General features: G+C 36.6%; 16 protein-coding genes and 1 pseudogene. 16 read left to right on the top strand and 1 reads right to left on the bottom strand.

The window, feature by feature from the left end:
• Positions 1 to 255: 255 nt before the first annotated feature.
• The 5 genes from AC0L8O_RS06330 to AC0L8O_RS06350 all read left to right on the top strand — a co-directional run bounded on the left by AC0L8O_RS06330 (position 256) and on the right by AC0L8O_RS06350 (position 4,277).
• Complete coding sequence (locus AC0L8O_RS06330) at positions 256 to 1,050, top strand: transporter substrate-binding domain-containing protein (protein ID WP_473447006.1); 795 nt, start codon at positions 256 to 258, stop codon at positions 1,048 to 1,050.
• Positions 1,051 to 1,182: 132 nt separating this feature from the next.
• Positions 1,183 to 1,845, top strand: coding sequence for an amino acid ABC transporter permease (locus AC0L8O_RS06335; RefSeq protein WP_026558879.1), 663 nt, complete (start codon positions 1,183 to 1,185; stop codon positions 1,843 to 1,845).
• Entirely contained in the window at positions 1,838 to 2,560 is a 723-nt protein-coding gene (locus tag AC0L8O_RS06340) for an amino acid ABC transporter ATP-binding protein (protein WP_445088103.1), read from the top strand. Before AC0L8O_RS06335 ends, AC0L8O_RS06340 begins: the two co-directional genes overlap by 8 nt.
• Before the next feature lie 200 nt (positions 2,561 to 2,760).
• Positions 2,761 to 3,714, top strand: coding sequence for an aromatic acid exporter family protein (locus tag AC0L8O_RS06345; RefSeq protein ID WP_473447007.1), 954 nt, complete (start codon positions 2,761 to 2,763; stop codon positions 3,712 to 3,714).
• Between the two features lie 38 nt (positions 3,715 to 3,752).
• Positions 3,753 to 4,277, top strand: a complete 525-nt coding sequence (locus tag AC0L8O_RS06350) for a L,D-transpeptidase (RefSeq protein WP_473447008.1) — start codon at positions 3,753 to 3,755, stop codon at positions 4,275 to 4,277.
• A gap of 136 nt (positions 4,278 to 4,413) precedes the next feature.
• Here AC0L8O_RS06350 and prli42 read toward each other — a convergent pair whose 3' ends face one another.
• Positions 4,414 to 4,506: a stressosome-associated protein Prli42 gene (gene prli42, locus AC0L8O_RS06355; RefSeq protein ID WP_156931818.1), complete on the bottom strand. Its 93-nt coding sequence runs from the start codon at positions 4,504 to 4,506 to the stop codon at positions 4,414 to 4,416.
• Between the two features lie 160 nt (positions 4,507 to 4,666).
• Between prli42 and mce the strand changes: the two genes are divergently transcribed.
• The 11 genes and pseudogenes from mce to AC0L8O_RS06410 all read left to right on the top strand — a co-directional run bounded on the left by mce (position 4,667) and on the right by AC0L8O_RS06410 (position 14,745).
• Positions 4,667 to 5,095 (top strand): methylmalonyl-CoA epimerase, encoded by a 429-nt coding sequence (gene mce, locus AC0L8O_RS06360; protein ID WP_473447009.1) that lies wholly within the window; start codon positions 4,667 to 4,669, stop codon positions 5,093 to 5,095.
• Positions 5,085 to 6,637: pseudogene (locus AC0L8O_RS06365) on the top strand (acyl-CoA carboxylase subunit beta). The gene mce and the pseudogene AC0L8O_RS06365 overlap by 11 nt, the downstream one beginning before the upstream one ends.
• Positions 6,638 to 6,658: 21 nt before the next feature.
• On the top strand, positions 6,659 to 7,780 hold the full coding sequence (locus AC0L8O_RS06370; protein ID WP_473448708.1) for a M20/M25/M40 family metallo-hydrolase: 1,122 nt from the start codon (positions 6,659 to 6,661) through the stop codon (positions 7,778 to 7,780).
• A gap of 192 nt (positions 7,781 to 7,972) precedes the next feature.
• Entirely contained in the window at positions 7,973 to 8,974 is a 1,002-nt protein-coding gene (locus AC0L8O_RS06375) for a CAP domain-containing protein (protein ID WP_473447010.1), read from the top strand.
• A 290-nt stretch (positions 8,975 to 9,264) separates the two neighbouring features.
• Positions 9,265 to 10,509 carry an urea ABC transporter substrate-binding protein gene (gene urtA, locus AC0L8O_RS06380; RefSeq protein WP_473448711.1) on the top strand — a complete coding sequence of 415 codons (1,245 nt, stop codon included), beginning with the start codon at positions 9,265 to 9,267 and terminating at the stop codon, positions 10,507 to 10,509.
• Between the two features lie 166 nt (positions 10,510 to 10,675).
• Positions 10,676 to 11,578, top strand: a complete 903-nt coding sequence (gene urtB, locus AC0L8O_RS06385) for an urea ABC transporter permease subunit UrtB (protein WP_473447011.1) — start codon at positions 10,676 to 10,678, stop codon at positions 11,576 to 11,578.
• Between the two features lie 15 nt (positions 11,579 to 11,593).
• Entirely contained in the window at positions 11,594 to 12,667 is a 1,074-nt protein-coding gene (urtC, locus tag AC0L8O_RS06390; protein WP_473448714.1) for an urea ABC transporter permease subunit UrtC, read from the top strand.
• Positions 12,642 to 13,385 carry an urea ABC transporter ATP-binding protein UrtD gene (urtD, locus tag AC0L8O_RS06395; protein WP_473447012.1) on the top strand — a complete coding sequence of 248 codons (744 nt, stop codon included), beginning with the start codon at positions 12,642 to 12,644 and terminating at the stop codon, positions 13,383 to 13,385. The genes urtC and urtD overlap by 26 nt, the downstream gene beginning before the upstream one ends.
• Position 13,386: 1 nt before the next feature.
• The gene (gene urtE / locus AC0L8O_RS06400) at positions 13,387 to 14,088 is read left to right on the top strand and encodes an urea ABC transporter ATP-binding subunit UrtE (RefSeq protein WP_473447013.1); all 702 of its coding nucleotides are present in this window, start codon (positions 13,387 to 13,389) and stop codon (positions 14,086 to 14,088) included.
• Between the two features lie 13 nt (positions 14,089 to 14,101).
• Entirely contained in the window at positions 14,102 to 14,404 is a 303-nt protein-coding gene (locus tag AC0L8O_RS06405; protein WP_078432683.1) for an urease subunit gamma, read from the top strand.
• Between the two features lie 23 nt (positions 14,405 to 14,427).
• Entirely contained in the window at positions 14,428 to 14,745 is a 318-nt protein-coding gene (locus tag AC0L8O_RS06410; protein WP_473447014.1) for an urease subunit beta, read from the top strand.
• Positions 14,746 to 14,747 lie beyond the last annotated feature (2 nt).

A 14,747-nucleotide genomic window follows, 5' to 3' on the forward strand; every position in this document is an offset into this window, starting at 1 on the left:
AAAAAGTCAAAGAGACATGGTGTTCGTCACATGTCTCTTTATTTTTGGATAATATATACAATGTTTTTGCGGGTTTATTCACTTTTTTGAAAAAGTTTTAATCATCGAAATATTTTTATAAATACATTTTTATAAATATTGATTGCATAAATATTAACCTGTGATAAAATACAAATTATCGAATAAATATTAGATAGATTATCGTACATATGTAGATAATACTAAAAAGATAATACATTATAGGAGGAAACTAAAATGAAGAAACTTTCGTTATTCATTATAAGCTTATTAGTTGTAGGTTTACTAGCTGCTTGCGGAACAGCTGAGCAGGAAGGAAATGATACTTCATCTGGTGCAGAAGGAGAGGACAAAAAAGTATTGAAGATGGCAACATCTGCTGATTATCCTCCTTTTGAATATATTGATACGGCAAAAGGCAGTGACATCATTGGTTTTGATATTGATTTAGTAAATGCTCTATCAGAAAAAACAGGATATGAAGTTGAAATTCAAGATATGGATTTTAATAGTTTGATTCCTGCATTACAAGCAAAACAAATTGATATCGTTCTATCAGGTATGACACCAACACCAGAGCGTGAAGAAAATGTAGATTTCTCAGATGTATACTATAATGCAAAACACATGATTGTTTCACTTAAAGACAAAGAAATAAAAACAGTTGAAGAATTAGAAGGTAAAACAATTGGAGTTCAATTAGGATCTATCCAAGAAGAAAAAGCAACTGAAATTTCAGAAGAAGTGAATGTAAAAATTGAAAATCGCAATAAAATCTCTGAATTAGTTCAAGAAATGAAATCAGGCCGAATTGACGCTGCTATTATTGAAGATAAAGTGGCTGAAGGTTATTTTTCAAAAGATGATCAATTAACAGGATTTACACTTGATTCAGCTGAAGAAGCTGGTTCAGCGATTGCATTCCAAAAAGGAAGCGAATATACAGAAGAGTTTAATAAAGCGCTAAATGAAATGAAAGAAAACGGCGAGCTTGACGAGTTAATCGTAAAATGGTTCGGTGGGCAGGAATAAGGGTAAATTGGAATTAATAGAGAGAGGCTAACTCAGAAGGGATTCCCTTAAGCTTGAGTCAGCCCTTTTTTATGGATGACAGTTTCTTTTATCAGAACTAATTATTGAAATGGAAAGGAGTTAGAGAAGGAAATGGATATTTTGAATTTTTCTTCAATTGTTCCTTCACTTCCCTTTATTCTTGAGGGAATCTGGGTAACGTTAAAAATTGTTGTCTTATCATTGTTGCTTGGATTTGTGTGGGGAATTATCCTTGCTTTATTTAAAATAAGTCGAATTAAACCATTAATGTGGATTGCAGATGCGTATACTTCTATTTTCAGAGGGACTCCTCTAGTTCTGCAATTATTGATTATTTATTTTGGTTTACCGCAAATTCTTGGGTTTCCAATAGACCCATATCCAGCTGCAGTTGCTGCCTTTACATTAAATTCGGGGGCATATATTTCAGAGATTATTCGTGCTGGAATTAATGCAATAGATAAAGGTCAACAAGAGGCATCAATGGCATTAGGTGTTCCGTATTCAAAAATGATGAAGGACATTATCTTACCACAAGCATTTAAAAACATATTGCCTGCATTAATGAATGAATTTATTACACTAACAAAAGAATCCGCTATTGTAACGGTGATCGGTGTACAAGATATTATGAGAAGAGCATATCAAGTGGGGGCAGATTCTTATAATTATTTTGCACCATTAATTTTTGCAGGATTAATTTATTATCTATTAGTCATGTTCTTAACACTTCTTGGTAAAGGAATAGAAGGGAGAATGAGACGAAGTGATTAAAGTAGACAATTTGCATAAATCATACGGAAAATTAGACGTATTAAAAGGAATATCAACGACAATTGCTTCAGGTGAGGTAATTGCTATCATTGGTCCTTCTGGTTCAGGGAAATCAACCTTTTTACGTTGCTTGAATCTATTAGAAAAACCTACTGATGGTAAAATTTATATCAATAGTATCGATATAACGGATCGTAAAACAGATATTGCGAAAGTTAGACAAAATGTAGGAATGGTGTTTCAGCATTTTCATCTTTTTCCTCATAAAACCGTACTGGATAATATTACGTATGCACCAATAACGGTTAAGGGTTTCTCCAAACAAGAAGCTGAGGAGAAAGGGAAAGATTTATTGAAAAAAGTAGGTCTTCTAGAAAAGGCTGATTCATATCCTAATCGTTTATCCGGAGGACAAAAGCAAAGGGTCGCTATTGCTAGAGCACTTGCAATGAATCCGGATGTTATGTTATTTGATGAGCCAACATCTGCACTGGATCCGGAAATGGTAAAAGAGGTTCTGGAAGTAATGAAGGATTTAGCGCAAACCGGGATGACGATGGCAATTGTTACACATGAAATGGGCTTTGCAAAAGAAGTCGCAGATCGAGTTCTTTTCTTAGACGGAGGATTATTGGTAGAAGACGCACCTCCTGGTGATTTCTTCACTGCACCAAAGACAAAACGTGCACAGGAATTCTTAGAGAAGATGCTTTAAAAAGATATATACTTGAAAAAAGGTGGTCATATTGATCATCTTTTTTCGTACCATCAAAAAGTATATACAATTAATGGATGATAGTATAAGAAAAACTAACACTTTCGCCATGAGGAATTGGCGACAAGCCAAGTTTTTCTAATCTTTTCTTGTTTATTAGTGTAAACTATTCAACAGAATGATATGTTAAGGAGTTTTTTATGTTCAAAATAGGTTACCGTACGGCAAAAACTGCTTTAGGTACTACGATTTCGATTATACTGGCGCAGTTTATCGGCTTGGAGTATTATACATCTGCAGGAATTATCACCATTTTATGCATACAAGTGACAAAGAAGAAATCCCTCAGGAGTTCGTGGGAACGATTTCTAGCTTGTTCGCTTGCCATGGTTTTTTCTTTTATTTTCTTTGAGGGAATTGCTTATCATCCGTTAATTATAGGCTTATTATTATTAATATTTATACCTGCTACTGTCATCATAAAAGCAACTCAAGGCATTGTAACAAGTACAGTCGTTATTTTTCATCTATTTAGTACAAATCACATAACCTTTCAAGTAATCGGGAATGAATTTTTACTAGTGACAATAGGGATTGGGATTGCACTAGTGATGAATTTGTATATGCCGAGTGTTGACAAGAAATTAAAAAACTATCAAATTCAAATTGAAGATAATTTAGCAAGTATTTTTCATGAAATTGAACTTTATTTGATTCAAAAGGATAGAAAATGGGATGGAAAAGAAATTACCATAACTGCACAGCTGATAAATGAGGCAAAAACATTGGCATTTCGTGATGTGGAAAATCATTTTTTACGTCATGAAAATTCATATTATCACTATTTTAAAATGAGAGAAAAACAATTTGAAATTATCGAACGCGTCATTCCAAGTATTACATCTATACATATTGCGGTCGAGCAAAGTAAAATGATTGCTGACTTTCTACATGAACTTAAGGTAAATATCCATCCGGGCAATACTGCTCATAAGTTTTTAGTCCAGCTACTTAACATGAAGAAGTCTTTTGAAGAAATGGATTTACCGAAAACCAGAGAGGAATTTGAAGCAAGAGCAGCTTTGTATCATTTTATAAGAGAGATGGAGCAATATCTTATTATTAAAAGTCATTTTAAAGGAATGGAACCTTAAAGTAGTGATCATATTAAGAGAAAAAGGATGCTGATGTCATGAGGTTTTTGATTCTTTTTCTTTTTATCTTTCAATCCCCAATTTGGCCTCTTGGAGAAAATCCCATTCCTGGTGATCCTTATCTCATTATTAATAAACAAAAAAATGAGATGGCATTTGTGCATGAAAATGAAATAAAAGAGATCTATCAAGTAGCGACTGGTATAACAGAAGAGCTTACTCCTGAAGGGGAATTTACCGTAACAGTTAAAGCAGTTGATCCATATTATCGTAAGAAGGACATTCCTGGCGGTGACAAAAGAAATCCGCTTGGGACCAGGTGGATTGGGTTTGATGCTGAAGGAACAGATGGACGAACATATGGAATACACGGGACAAACAATGATAAATCAATAGGCTCCTATGTTACACAGGGCTGTGTAAGATTGCAAAATAAAAAAGTGGAAGCTATTTATGAAAATATTCCTCTAGGTACTAAAGTTTTCATTACAAATTCTAAGCGATCGTTTGAACAGCTGGCTATCGAAAATGGAGCAATACAAAAAGAGTCTGCACCTCATTAATAAATTGAGGTCAGGCTCTTTTTTGAATGCTCGGATAGTCTAAAACTTTATATTAGATCGTATAAGTAAAACGAAGGCTCTTATTAAGTGAAATTTGCTATAACCATTTTGCATTAGAAATGGAGATGAATATTTCCTAAAACCAAACAGAAACGCCTGCAAGTAAGGTCGTAATCAGCATAACTCCAATCATTAAATAAACAACAACTTTTTGTGTTTTACGGGACATTTTTCTTCACTCCTTGTAAGTATTATTCTATCGTGAATGGATCGATCGGACAACCGTTAAAATATGAAATTAATTCGTCAAAAATAGAGGGATTTCTTTTGAAGAAAGAGAAGATTATTATATCTTGATAACGTTTACAAAAAGGGAGTGGATGTTACCAATGGTAAGAAAAGTTGATCATATCGGTATTGCTGTGCATTCAATTGAAGAGGCGTTGTTTTTCTATAAAGATATTTTACAACTACATTTTTTGGGAATGGAAGAGGTGCAATCTCAGCAGGTAAAGGTTGCTTTTTTATCAGCTGGAGGAGATACAAAGATTGAATTAATCGAACCAATGTCAGCTGATAGCCCAATAGTTAAATTTTTGGAAAAGAAAGGTGAAGGGATTCATCATATAGCATTCGGAGTGGATGATCTTTCTATTCGGTTGGAAGAACTAAAAAAAGGCGGCATTCCGCTTATTGATGAAGTTCCAAGAAAAGGAGCAGCTAATAACCGAATTGCGTTTCTCCATCCTAAAGCAGCTAAAAATGTATTAGTTGAGTTATGTGAAAAAAGCCATGGTGGTGATCGAGATGAATCATGATATCTATGACAAAATTAATGAATTATATGATAAAAGACGTGAAGTGGAGCTTGGAGGAGGGGACAAAAAAGTAGAAAAACAGCACGAAAAGGGAAAACTAACAGCGAGAGAGAGAATTGACCTATTACTTGATGAGGGATCTTTCGTGGAAATAAATCCTTTTATCGAGCATAGATGCAATGATTTTGGACTTTCTTCTAAAAAGGGTCCTGGCGATGGTGTTGTTACCGGGTATGGTAAAGTAAATGGAAGACCTATTTATTTGTTTTCACAGGATTTTACTGTTTTTGGTGGAGCGCTTGGAGAAATGCATGCAAAAAAAATTGCTGCTGTAATGGACCTTGCCGCAAAAAATGGAACACCCTTTATCGGTCTAAATGACTCGGGCGGTGCGAGAATCCAGGAAGGTGTGGTATCATTAGATGGTTACGGACAAGTTTTTTACCGAAATACGATCTATTCAGGAGTAATTCCCCAAATTTCTGTCATTCTTGGACCTTGTGCTGGTGGAGCGGTCTACTCGCTTGCTATTACTGACTTTGTATTTATGGTGGAAAAGACAAGTCAGATGTTTATTACAGGACCAAAAGTGATAGAAACGGTAACCGGTGAAAAAATAAGCTCTGAGGATTTAGGTGGAGCTAATGTACATAATACAATTAGTGGTAATGCCCATTTTTCAGGAGTTTCTGAAGAAGACGTCTTATTAAAAGTACGAAATTTATTAAGTTATTTACCACAAAATAATGAACAAAAGCCACCTGTATCTAAGTATAGTGGGGAATCCGATTATCGCCCGGATTTAACGGAACTCATTCCATTTGATACTGTTCGTCCGTATGATGTTCGCCTTGTTGTTGAACAGGTGGTTGATGAAGGGTCTTTTTTTGAAATACATAAAAACTTTGCCAAAAACATTGTGATTGGATTAGCGAGGATAAAGGGAGAGGTCGTTGGCCTTGTTTGTAATCAGCCGAAGTATTTGGCAGGGGGTTTAGATATTGATTCTTCTGATAAAGCGGCTAGATTTATTCGCTTTTGTGACTCATTCCAAATCCCGCTAATCACATTTGAAGATGTTACAGGTTTCTTTCCGGGCGTTAAACAGGAACATGGTGGAATTATCAGACATGGTGCGAAAATTTTATATGCATACTCTGAAGCAACTGTTCCGAAATTAACAGTTATTCTGCGGAAAGCTTATGGTGGTGCATATGTTGCATTAAATAGCAAATCAATAGGAGCAGATCTTGTTTTTGCTTGGCCTAACGCAGAGATAGCAGTAATGGGTCCGCAAGGTGCAGCTAATATTATCTTCGCAAAGGAAATTGAGGAAAGCTCTGATCCAGAATTAACGAGAGCCCAAAAGATTGAAGAGTATCGAGAAAAGTTTGCAAATCCTTATATTGCAGCAAGTAAAGGAATGGTCGATGATGTCATTGATCCGCGAGATACTAGAATAAAGCTTATTCAAGCTCTCGACATGTTGAAAACAAAAAAGAAAGTAGACCAGCAAAAAAACATGGGAATATTCCCCTTTAATTTAATTGGAGGTAATGAATGATGATCAATAAACAACGATTACTTGATGAATTTTTAGAGCTTGTTCAAATTGACTCGGAAACAAAATTTGAAACAGAGATTGCAAAAGTACTTAAAACTAAATTCACAGAACTAGGCTTAGAAGTGATTGAAGATGACTCCATGAAAACAACAGGTCATGGAGCTGGAAACTTAATCTGTACACTTGAAGCAACAACTGAAAATATCGATCCTATTTATTTCACATCACACATGGACACAGTTGTTCCAGGTAAAGGCATCAAACCTAGCATTAAAGATGGGTATGTAGTGACAGATGGAACGACAATTCTAGGTGCAGACGATAAGGCTGGACTAGCGGCTATGCTTGAGGCAATCAAGACCCTGAAGGAACAAAATATTGCACATGGTAAAATTGAATTTGTGATTACTGCTGGTGAAGAGTCAGGGCTTGTAGGTGCTAAAGCGCTAGATCCTGGCCTTATGACTGCCAAATATGGATATGCGCTCGACAGTGATGGTAAAGTAGGTACAATCATTGTAGCTGCACCAACTCAAGCCAAAGTAAAAGCGACGATTTATGGAAAAACTGCACATGCCGGTGTAGCACCGGAAAAAGGTGTTTCTGCTATCACAATCGCTGCAAAGGCTATTGCAAAAATGCCATTAGGCAGAATTGATCACGAAACGACAGCGAACATCGGTCGTTTTGAGGGTGGGACACAGACGAATATTGTTTGTGACCTTGTTCATATTTTAGCTGAAGCAAGATCGCTTATTCCGGGAAAAATGGAAGCACAAGTAAAAAAAATGAAAGAAGCATTTGAAAGTGTTGCCTCTGAAATGGGTGGAAGAGCTGAAGTAGAAGTGGATGTTATGTACCCTGGATTTAAATTTGGTGATGGCGATCATGTTGTTGAGGTGGCAAAACGAGCTGCAGCTAAAATAGGTCGTGAAAGTGAGCTTCAAACAAGTGGTGGTGGCAGTGATGCAAACGTCATTGCGGGGAATGGGGTTCCAACTGTCAATTTAGCTGTTGGGTACGAAGAAATTCATACAACAAACGAAAAAATGCCAATTGAAGAACTTGAGAAAACAGCTGAACTAGTTTTGGCTATCATTCAAGAAGTGGCACAACCATAAAAACAAGAGGCTGTCTTATATGAGACAGTCTTTTTGGTGTTTATTACCCAAAATGTATGAATTCCTCCATTTCACAAGATTATTACCATCAATACTTTTAAGAAAAAGAAAGAAAATAAAAGGGTAGGTGATTTTATAAAAGGAGGGGTTTGTGTTGATAAAAAGAAATTCGGATTAGTTGCAACTAGTGTAATGATTGTTGGTCTAGTAGCGTGTAACAACAATGAAGGTGCATTAGATGGTGAATATAGAGATAATGTTGATGTTGCAGAAAATGTAAATTACAATGGGCGTAACTATGGTCCGCTTGCTCGGGATATCGATACGAGAAATCCTGACAACAACATGAACGATGATGATTTCAGTAATGTACCAGACCGGATGCTAACGAAAGATCCAAATGGTATGACAATATCCAGTTCAAAAACAGAGTTATCAAGTAAAGATTATCCACATACAAGAGCCATTGCTGTCCAAGACGCTAAATATAAATTTATAAAAGCAAATTCAAAAGAAGAAGCTGAAAAGCAGGCAAGACAATTTATTGATCAGCAAAAGCAGCAAGCTCTACAATATGGTAATCAAATTACAAAGCAATATCAATCACAGCAACAACAGTCAGCAAACAGACAGCAAGCACCTACTGATAGACAACAAGCGCAAAATAATCAACAACAGCAAAATCAAGCTCCTGCTGAGCAACAAGAGCAAGCAACTGATCAGCAGCAAAAACAAGAACCAGCTCAACCAGCTCAACCTCAACAACAACAACCAGCTGCTGAAGCACCAAAGAAAGATGAGTCTCAGGCTCAAGGTGTTAGTCAAGTTGCACAACAGGTCATTGACTTAACAAATGCTGAAAGAAAAAAGAATGGTTTACCAGCTCTTAAAGCTGACACACAATTAAGCGGTGTTGCTCAGAAAAAATCGGAAGATATGCGACAAAATAATTATTTCTCACACACGAGTCCAACCTACGGTTCACCGTTCGATATGATGAGGGATTTTGGTGTAACGTATAAAACGGCTGGGGAAAATATTGCTCAAGGACAACGATCAGCACAAGAAGTAGTTCAAGCTTGGATGAATAGTGAAGGGCATAGAAAGAATATTTTAAGTAAAGATTTTACGCATATTGGAATTGGTTATGACTCTAATGGACATCACTGGACACAAATGTTTATAGGAAAATAACTCGACTTGAGGCTATCTGATTATAGATAGCCTTTTTATTCGTGTTATAAAATCTAACAATTAAAAAGTTTCCCATAAAAGCTGTATTTAACACAAACGAAAGCGGATATAACGAACAAAATTAATAGCGTTTACAATAAAAAATTTTAAAAATTTTCAAAAAAATATTGTTAAGTTAGGAGAAAAATGTATAATTTGATTATATAGATGTTAACTTTTCTTACATAAAGAGTTGGTATTTATGACGTTTATTGTAAAGAATGCAAAAAAGGAGTGTTGTTGTGTTGAAAATGAAAAAAGGTTTTTTAGCGATGGTGATGTCTGTATTTATGCTTGGTGCTTGTGCAGCCCAAACGAGTGAACCATCTTCAGGAAATGACACAAGTGATTCATCAGCAACAGTGAGTACTGAAAGTGATACAGTTCAGGTCGGCATTTTGCATTCGTTAAGCGGAACAATGGCAATAAGTGAGGTTTCTTTACGTGATGCAGAACTAATGGCCATTGAGGAAATTAATGCATCAGGAGGAGTACTTGGAAAGCAGATTGAACCAATTGTTGAAGATGGTGCTTCTGATTGGCCTACTTTTGCTGAAAAGGCTAGAAAACTTCTTCAACAAGATAAAGTAGCTACCATTTTTGGCGGATGGACATCTGCAAGCCGCAAAGCGATGCTTCCAGTTGTTGAACAAAATAACGGTTTACTATGGTATCCGGTTCAGTATGAAGGGATGGAACAATCTCCAAATATTTTTTATACAGGGGCTACAACAAATCAACAAATCGTTCCTGCAATTGACTGGATGCTAGAAAATCAAGGGAAGAATATTTTCTTGGTAGGATCTGATTATGTATTTCCTCGTACAGCAAATAAAATTGTAAATGCACAATTAAAAGCAAAAGGCGGAACAGTAGTTGCTGAAGAATATACACCTCTTGGACACACAGACTACAACACAATTATTAGCAAAATTAAAGCCGAAAAACCAGATGCTATTTTTAATACGTTAAACGGAGATAGTAATGTTGCATTCTTTAAGCAACTTAAAGATGCAGGGATAACTCCAGAAGATATTCCGGTTATGTCAGTAAGTGTTGCTGAAGAAGAAATACGCGGGATTGGTACAGATGTATTAGAAGGTCATTATGCTGCTTGGAACTATTACCAAACAACAGATACACCGGAAAACAAGACATTTGTAGAAAATTATAAAGCTAAATACGGTGAAGACCGAGTAACAGGTGACCCGATTGAAGCTGCTTATATTGCTGTTTATTTATGGAAAGAGGCAGTTGAAAAAGCTGGGTCATTTGAAGTGGAAAAAGTTAAAGAAGCTTCTGAAGGAATTGAATTCAAAGCACCTGGTGGTGTTGTGAAAATTGATGGTGAAACACAGCATATTTATAAGACTGTCCGAATCGGAGAAATTCAGGCAGATGGTCTATTCAAAGAGGTTTGGAACTCAGGTGAGCAAGTAAAGCCTGATCCATACTTAAAATCGTATGACTGGGCTGAAGGTTTAAGTCAAGAATAAGTAATGTAATAGATACCTAGCTTGTTAGATTGGCTAGGTATCTAAAATGACAAGAAGGTAACAAGCGAAATAGGGCCGGAGAAATGATGCATGTCCTCAAAGGATAATCTGACTTCATCAATTGTCATACTTACCTGTTATCTTCACAGTAAAGGAGGAAAAATCCTTGTCGATTATTATTTCACAATTATTTAACGGGCTAAGCCTAGGATCGATTTTATTATTGATTGCACTAGGTCTTGCGATCACTTTTGGACTTATGAATATTATAAACATGGCTCATGGAGAATTTATCATGATTGGAGCATACACAACATATGTACTCCAACAAGTGTTTGTTCAATATCTTCCGAAACCTTTATTTGATTATTATTTTCTTCTCGCCATACCATTGTCCTTTATAGTTGCCGCACTTATTGGTCTTATTATGGAGAAAACAATTGTAAGATTTCTGTATGAAAGACCACTTGATAGCCTGCTGGCAACCTGGGGAGTCAGCCTTATATTACAGCAAACAGCCCGGTCGATTTTTGGTGCACCAAATGTTGCGGTTGTAGCTCCAGATTGGTTAAATGGAGGCCTTGCTATAGCTGGACTTACTTTTCCTTACAAACGTCTATTTATTATTGCTCTTGTACTCATTAGTATTCTTTTATTGTTTATTTATTTATATAAGACCTCATCAGGAAGAAGAATGAAAGCAGTAACGTTAAATCGTGATATGGCGTCTTGTCTGGGAGTTTCAACTAGAAGGGTAGATAGTACAGCTTTTGCTCTCGGAAGTGGATTTGCCGGGATTGCCGGTTGTTCATTAACGTTAATTGGTTCAATTGGTCCAACGCTTGGGACAGCATATATAGTAGATGCTTTTATGATTGTTATATTAGGTGGGGTTGGAAAATTAAAAGGAACAATCCTGGCAGCTATTATGTTAGGTGTTTTAAGTACATTTGTCGAGCTATCTACTAGTGCAACAATTGCAAAAGTAATTGTTTTTGCATTTATTATCATTTTCCTACAGTGGAAGCCAACTGGTCTCGTCAATGTAAAGGTTCGTGCATTAGACTAACGGAGGTGCAATATGATTAAAAAATATAGCCAAGGGGCTTATTATGGAGTCTTTTTCCTCATGTTACTTGTAGCTCCATTGCTTCTTTCCGAGTTTAGAATGGGTTTGTTGGCAAAGTTTTTATGCTTTGCAATGATCGCGGTTGGAATAAGCTTGATATGGGGGTTCACAGGTATTTTAAGCCTGGGTCATGGTGTTTTTTTCGGGTTAGGTGCTTATTGTATGGCTATGTATTTAAAGCTTGAAGCATCACCTTCAGGTATCCCGGATTTTATGGAATGGAACGGGATTACCGAAGTACCTTTTGTGTGGACGTTGTTTGAAAATCCTATTTTTGCGATATTGGCAGCGGTATTGTTGCCGTTTATCATTGCTGTTGTAATCGGGTATTTTACATTTAAAAATCGTATTAAGGGAGTATTTTTTTCGCTAATTTCTCAAGCTGTTGTGGTGGTAACTGTTACTTTATTTATCGGCGGACAACACATTACCGGCGGTACAAGTGGATTGACGAACTTTTTTACAGTCTTTCAAGTGCCTTTAGCAGACCCAACTACAAAGCAAACACTATATTTTGTAACAGTTGCTTTACTAGCCATCATTATGGGGGTTGCACTATTATTAACAAAGTCTCGATTTGGACGATTGCTTATAGCGATCAGGGATGGGGAAAACCGCCTTCGATTCCTCGGGTATAATCCTACATTTTATAAAGTGTTTATTTACGCATTATCAGCAGCATTTGCAGGAGTGGCCGGAGCACTTTTTGTTTTACAAGTTGGCATTATAACCCCGGAAATGATGGGGATCATCCCTTCAATTGAAATGGTCCTCTGGGTTGCAATTGGAGGTCGTTATTCCATTTTAGGTGCCGCGATTGGTGCTATTTTGACAAACACAGCCAAAAGCTTTTTGAGTGAATCATATCCGGATTTCTGGACGATCTTCCTAGGTGCATTATTTTTAATTGTTGTTCTATATTTACCAAATGGCTTAGCTGGTTTAGTTGAACAATTGAGAATGAAATTCTCTAAAAAAGAGAAGGTAAAGGGGGCGAAACAAAGTGAAGCCGATACTCTCGTGTCATAATGTAGTTGTTGATTTTTCGGGCTTTAAGGCTTTGCAAGGAGTTAATTTGGATGTGGAAAACAGCGGAGTTTTGTTTTTAATTGGTCCAAATGGCGCCGGGAAGACAACGTTATTAGACGTGATTTGTGGAAAAACCAGAGCTACAGGAGGAGAAATTACCTTTAAAGACGAGATTTCATTAGTAAAACTTCAAGAGCAAAAAATTGTTGAAGCAGGCATTGCTCGTAAGTTCCAAGCTCCAAGTATTTTTTTACACCTGACTCCTTTCGGAAATTTAGAAATTGCTATGAAACAAAAGAAAAAATTATTTTCAACTCTTTTTGCGAAATTGACAGATGGACAAAAAGACAAAATTAATACGATGTTAAGGAAAATTGGATTATTTGAAGTTAGACATGAAAAAGCCGGATCTTTATCACATGGGCAGAAGCAGTGGCTGGAAATCGGAATGCAATTAATACAGGAACCGACTTTATTATTATTAGATGAACCGATCGCAGGAATGTCTGGTGAAGAAAGAACAAAAACAGGTGAATTAATTTTAGAAATTTCAAAAGAATGTTCTGTTTTAATTGTGGAGCATGATATGGATTTTGTGCGGAAATATTCTACTCAAGTGGTGGTTATGCATGAAGGGAAGGTACTTTGTCAGGGTGAGATGAAGGATATTCAGGAAAATGAAGAAGTGAAAAATGTATATCTGGGAAGGAGCGGATAAAATGCTTCACGTATCACACCTGCAAGCGGGATATGATGAGACCATTATTTTAAGGGATGTAGATTTTGTAGTGCCTAAAGGGAAGATTGTAGGTCTTCTTGGACGTAATGGTGTAGGGAAAACAACTTTAATGAAAGTGTTGATGGGCTTGTTGCCTATTAAGGGTGGAAACATTCAGTATGAAGGGAAAAAACTAAAAAAGGAAAGACCGGAACATCGTGCAAGATCAGGAATTGCGTATGTACCACAAGGTAGGGACATCTTTTCTGATCTAACGATTAGAGAGAATCTTCTACTAGGAATGGAAGCATTACCTAAATCTAAACGTTCGACAACCATACCTGAGGAAATTTTTACATGGTTTCCGGTCTTAAAAGAAATGATTGATCGAAAAGGCGGGGATCTAAGTGGAGGGCAACAGCAACAGCTGGCTATAGCTAGAGCCTTAATTTCAAATCCGAAGCTATTGCTATTAGATGAGCCGATGGAGGGGATTCAACCTTCTATTGTTCAGTTGATTCAAGATGTTCTTGTTCAAATTGCTAAGGAAAAAGAGATGGGGGTTATGCTGGTGGAACATAATTTAGATGCAGTATTATCCTGTGCGGATCAATTTTATATACTTGATAGAGGGCGAATGGTGATGAGTGGAAGCTGTGATGAAATAAAAGAAGAGGATCTTCAAAGGCACTTAGCGGTATAAGGAGGTAGGTACGATGAAGCTTACATCTCGTGAGCAAGAAAAACTGATGATTGTTGTTGCGGCAGATTTAGCCAGGCGGAGACAAAATAGAGGCTTAAAACTTAATTATCCGGAAGCTATCGCTATTTTAACTTATGAGGTATTAGAGGGAGCCCGTGATGGTAAGACAGTATCAGAACTAATGCAGTATGGCCGTCAAATCCTATCGAGAGATGATGTGATGGAGGGTATTCCGGAGATGATTCATGACATACAGGTTGAAGCAACGTTTCCGGATGGAACAAAGTTAGTGACCGTTCATGAACCAATACAATAGTTTTTAGTTAGGAGTGTGGAAAAATGATACCTGGTGAGCTTAAGCTCAAACAAGAACCCATCCTTTGTAATCAACAAAAACAACCGATGAAACTGGGAGTAATAAACAATGGTGATCGTCCTGTTCAAATTGGCTCCCATTTTCATTTTTATGAGGTTAATAGATCACTTGAGTTTGATCGAAAGAAATCCTATGGAAAAAGATTGAATATTCCGGCAGGTACGGCTGTTCGGTTTGAACCTGGTGATAAAAAAATAATCGAGCTCATTTCCTTTTCGGGAGAAAGAAAAGTTTACGGACTTAATAATTTAACAAATGATGCACTAGATAAAGGAGTGTAGAT

This window comes from Metabacillus sp. KJ11-3 (assembly GCF_055808295.1).

What these genes read in the sequence shown, in the direction of transcription:
- AC0L8O_RS06330 (WP_473447006.1), top strand. Translation starts at nt 256, where the DNA reads ATGAAGAAACTTTCGTTATTCATTATAAGCTTATTAGTTGTAGGTTTA.
- AC0L8O_RS06335 (WP_026558879.1), top strand. Translation starts at nt 1,183, where the DNA reads ATGGATATTTTGAATTTTTCTTCAATTGTTCCTTCACTTCCCTTTATT.
- AC0L8O_RS06345 (WP_473447007.1), top strand. Translation starts at nt 2,761, where the DNA reads ATGTTCAAAATAGGTTACCGTACGGCAAAAACTGCTTTAGGTACTACG.
- AC0L8O_RS06350 (WP_473447008.1), top strand. Translation starts at nt 3,753, where the DNA reads ATGAGGTTTTTGATTCTTTTTCTTTTTATCTTTCAATCCCCAATTTGG.
- prli42 (WP_156931818.1), bottom strand. Translation starts at nt 4,506, where the DNA reads ATGTCCCGTAAAACACAAAAAGTTGTTGTTTATTTAATGATTGGAGTT.
- mce (WP_473447009.1), top strand. Translation starts at nt 4,667, where the DNA reads ATGGTAAGAAAAGTTGATCATATCGGTATTGCTGTGCATTCAATTGAA.
- AC0L8O_RS06370 (WP_473448708.1), top strand. Translation starts at nt 6,659, where the DNA reads ATGATCAATAAACAACGATTACTTGATGAATTTTTAGAGCTTGTTCAA.
- AC0L8O_RS06375 (WP_473447010.1), top strand. Translation starts at nt 7,973, where the DNA reads ATGATTGTTGGTCTAGTAGCGTGTAACAACAATGAAGGTGCATTAGAT.
- urtA (WP_473448711.1), top strand. Translation starts at nt 9,265, where the DNA reads ATGAAAAAAGGTTTTTTAGCGATGGTGATGTCTGTATTTATGCTTGGT.
- urtE (WP_473447013.1), top strand. Translation starts at nt 13,387, where the DNA reads ATGCTTCACGTATCACACCTGCAAGCGGGATATGATGAGACCATTATT.
- AC0L8O_RS06405 (WP_078432683.1), top strand. Translation starts at nt 14,102, where the DNA reads ATGAAGCTTACATCTCGTGAGCAAGAAAAACTGATGATTGTTGTTGCG.
- AC0L8O_RS06410 (WP_473447014.1), top strand. Translation starts at nt 14,428, where the DNA reads ATGATACCTGGTGAGCTTAAGCTCAAACAAGAACCCATCCTTTGTAAT.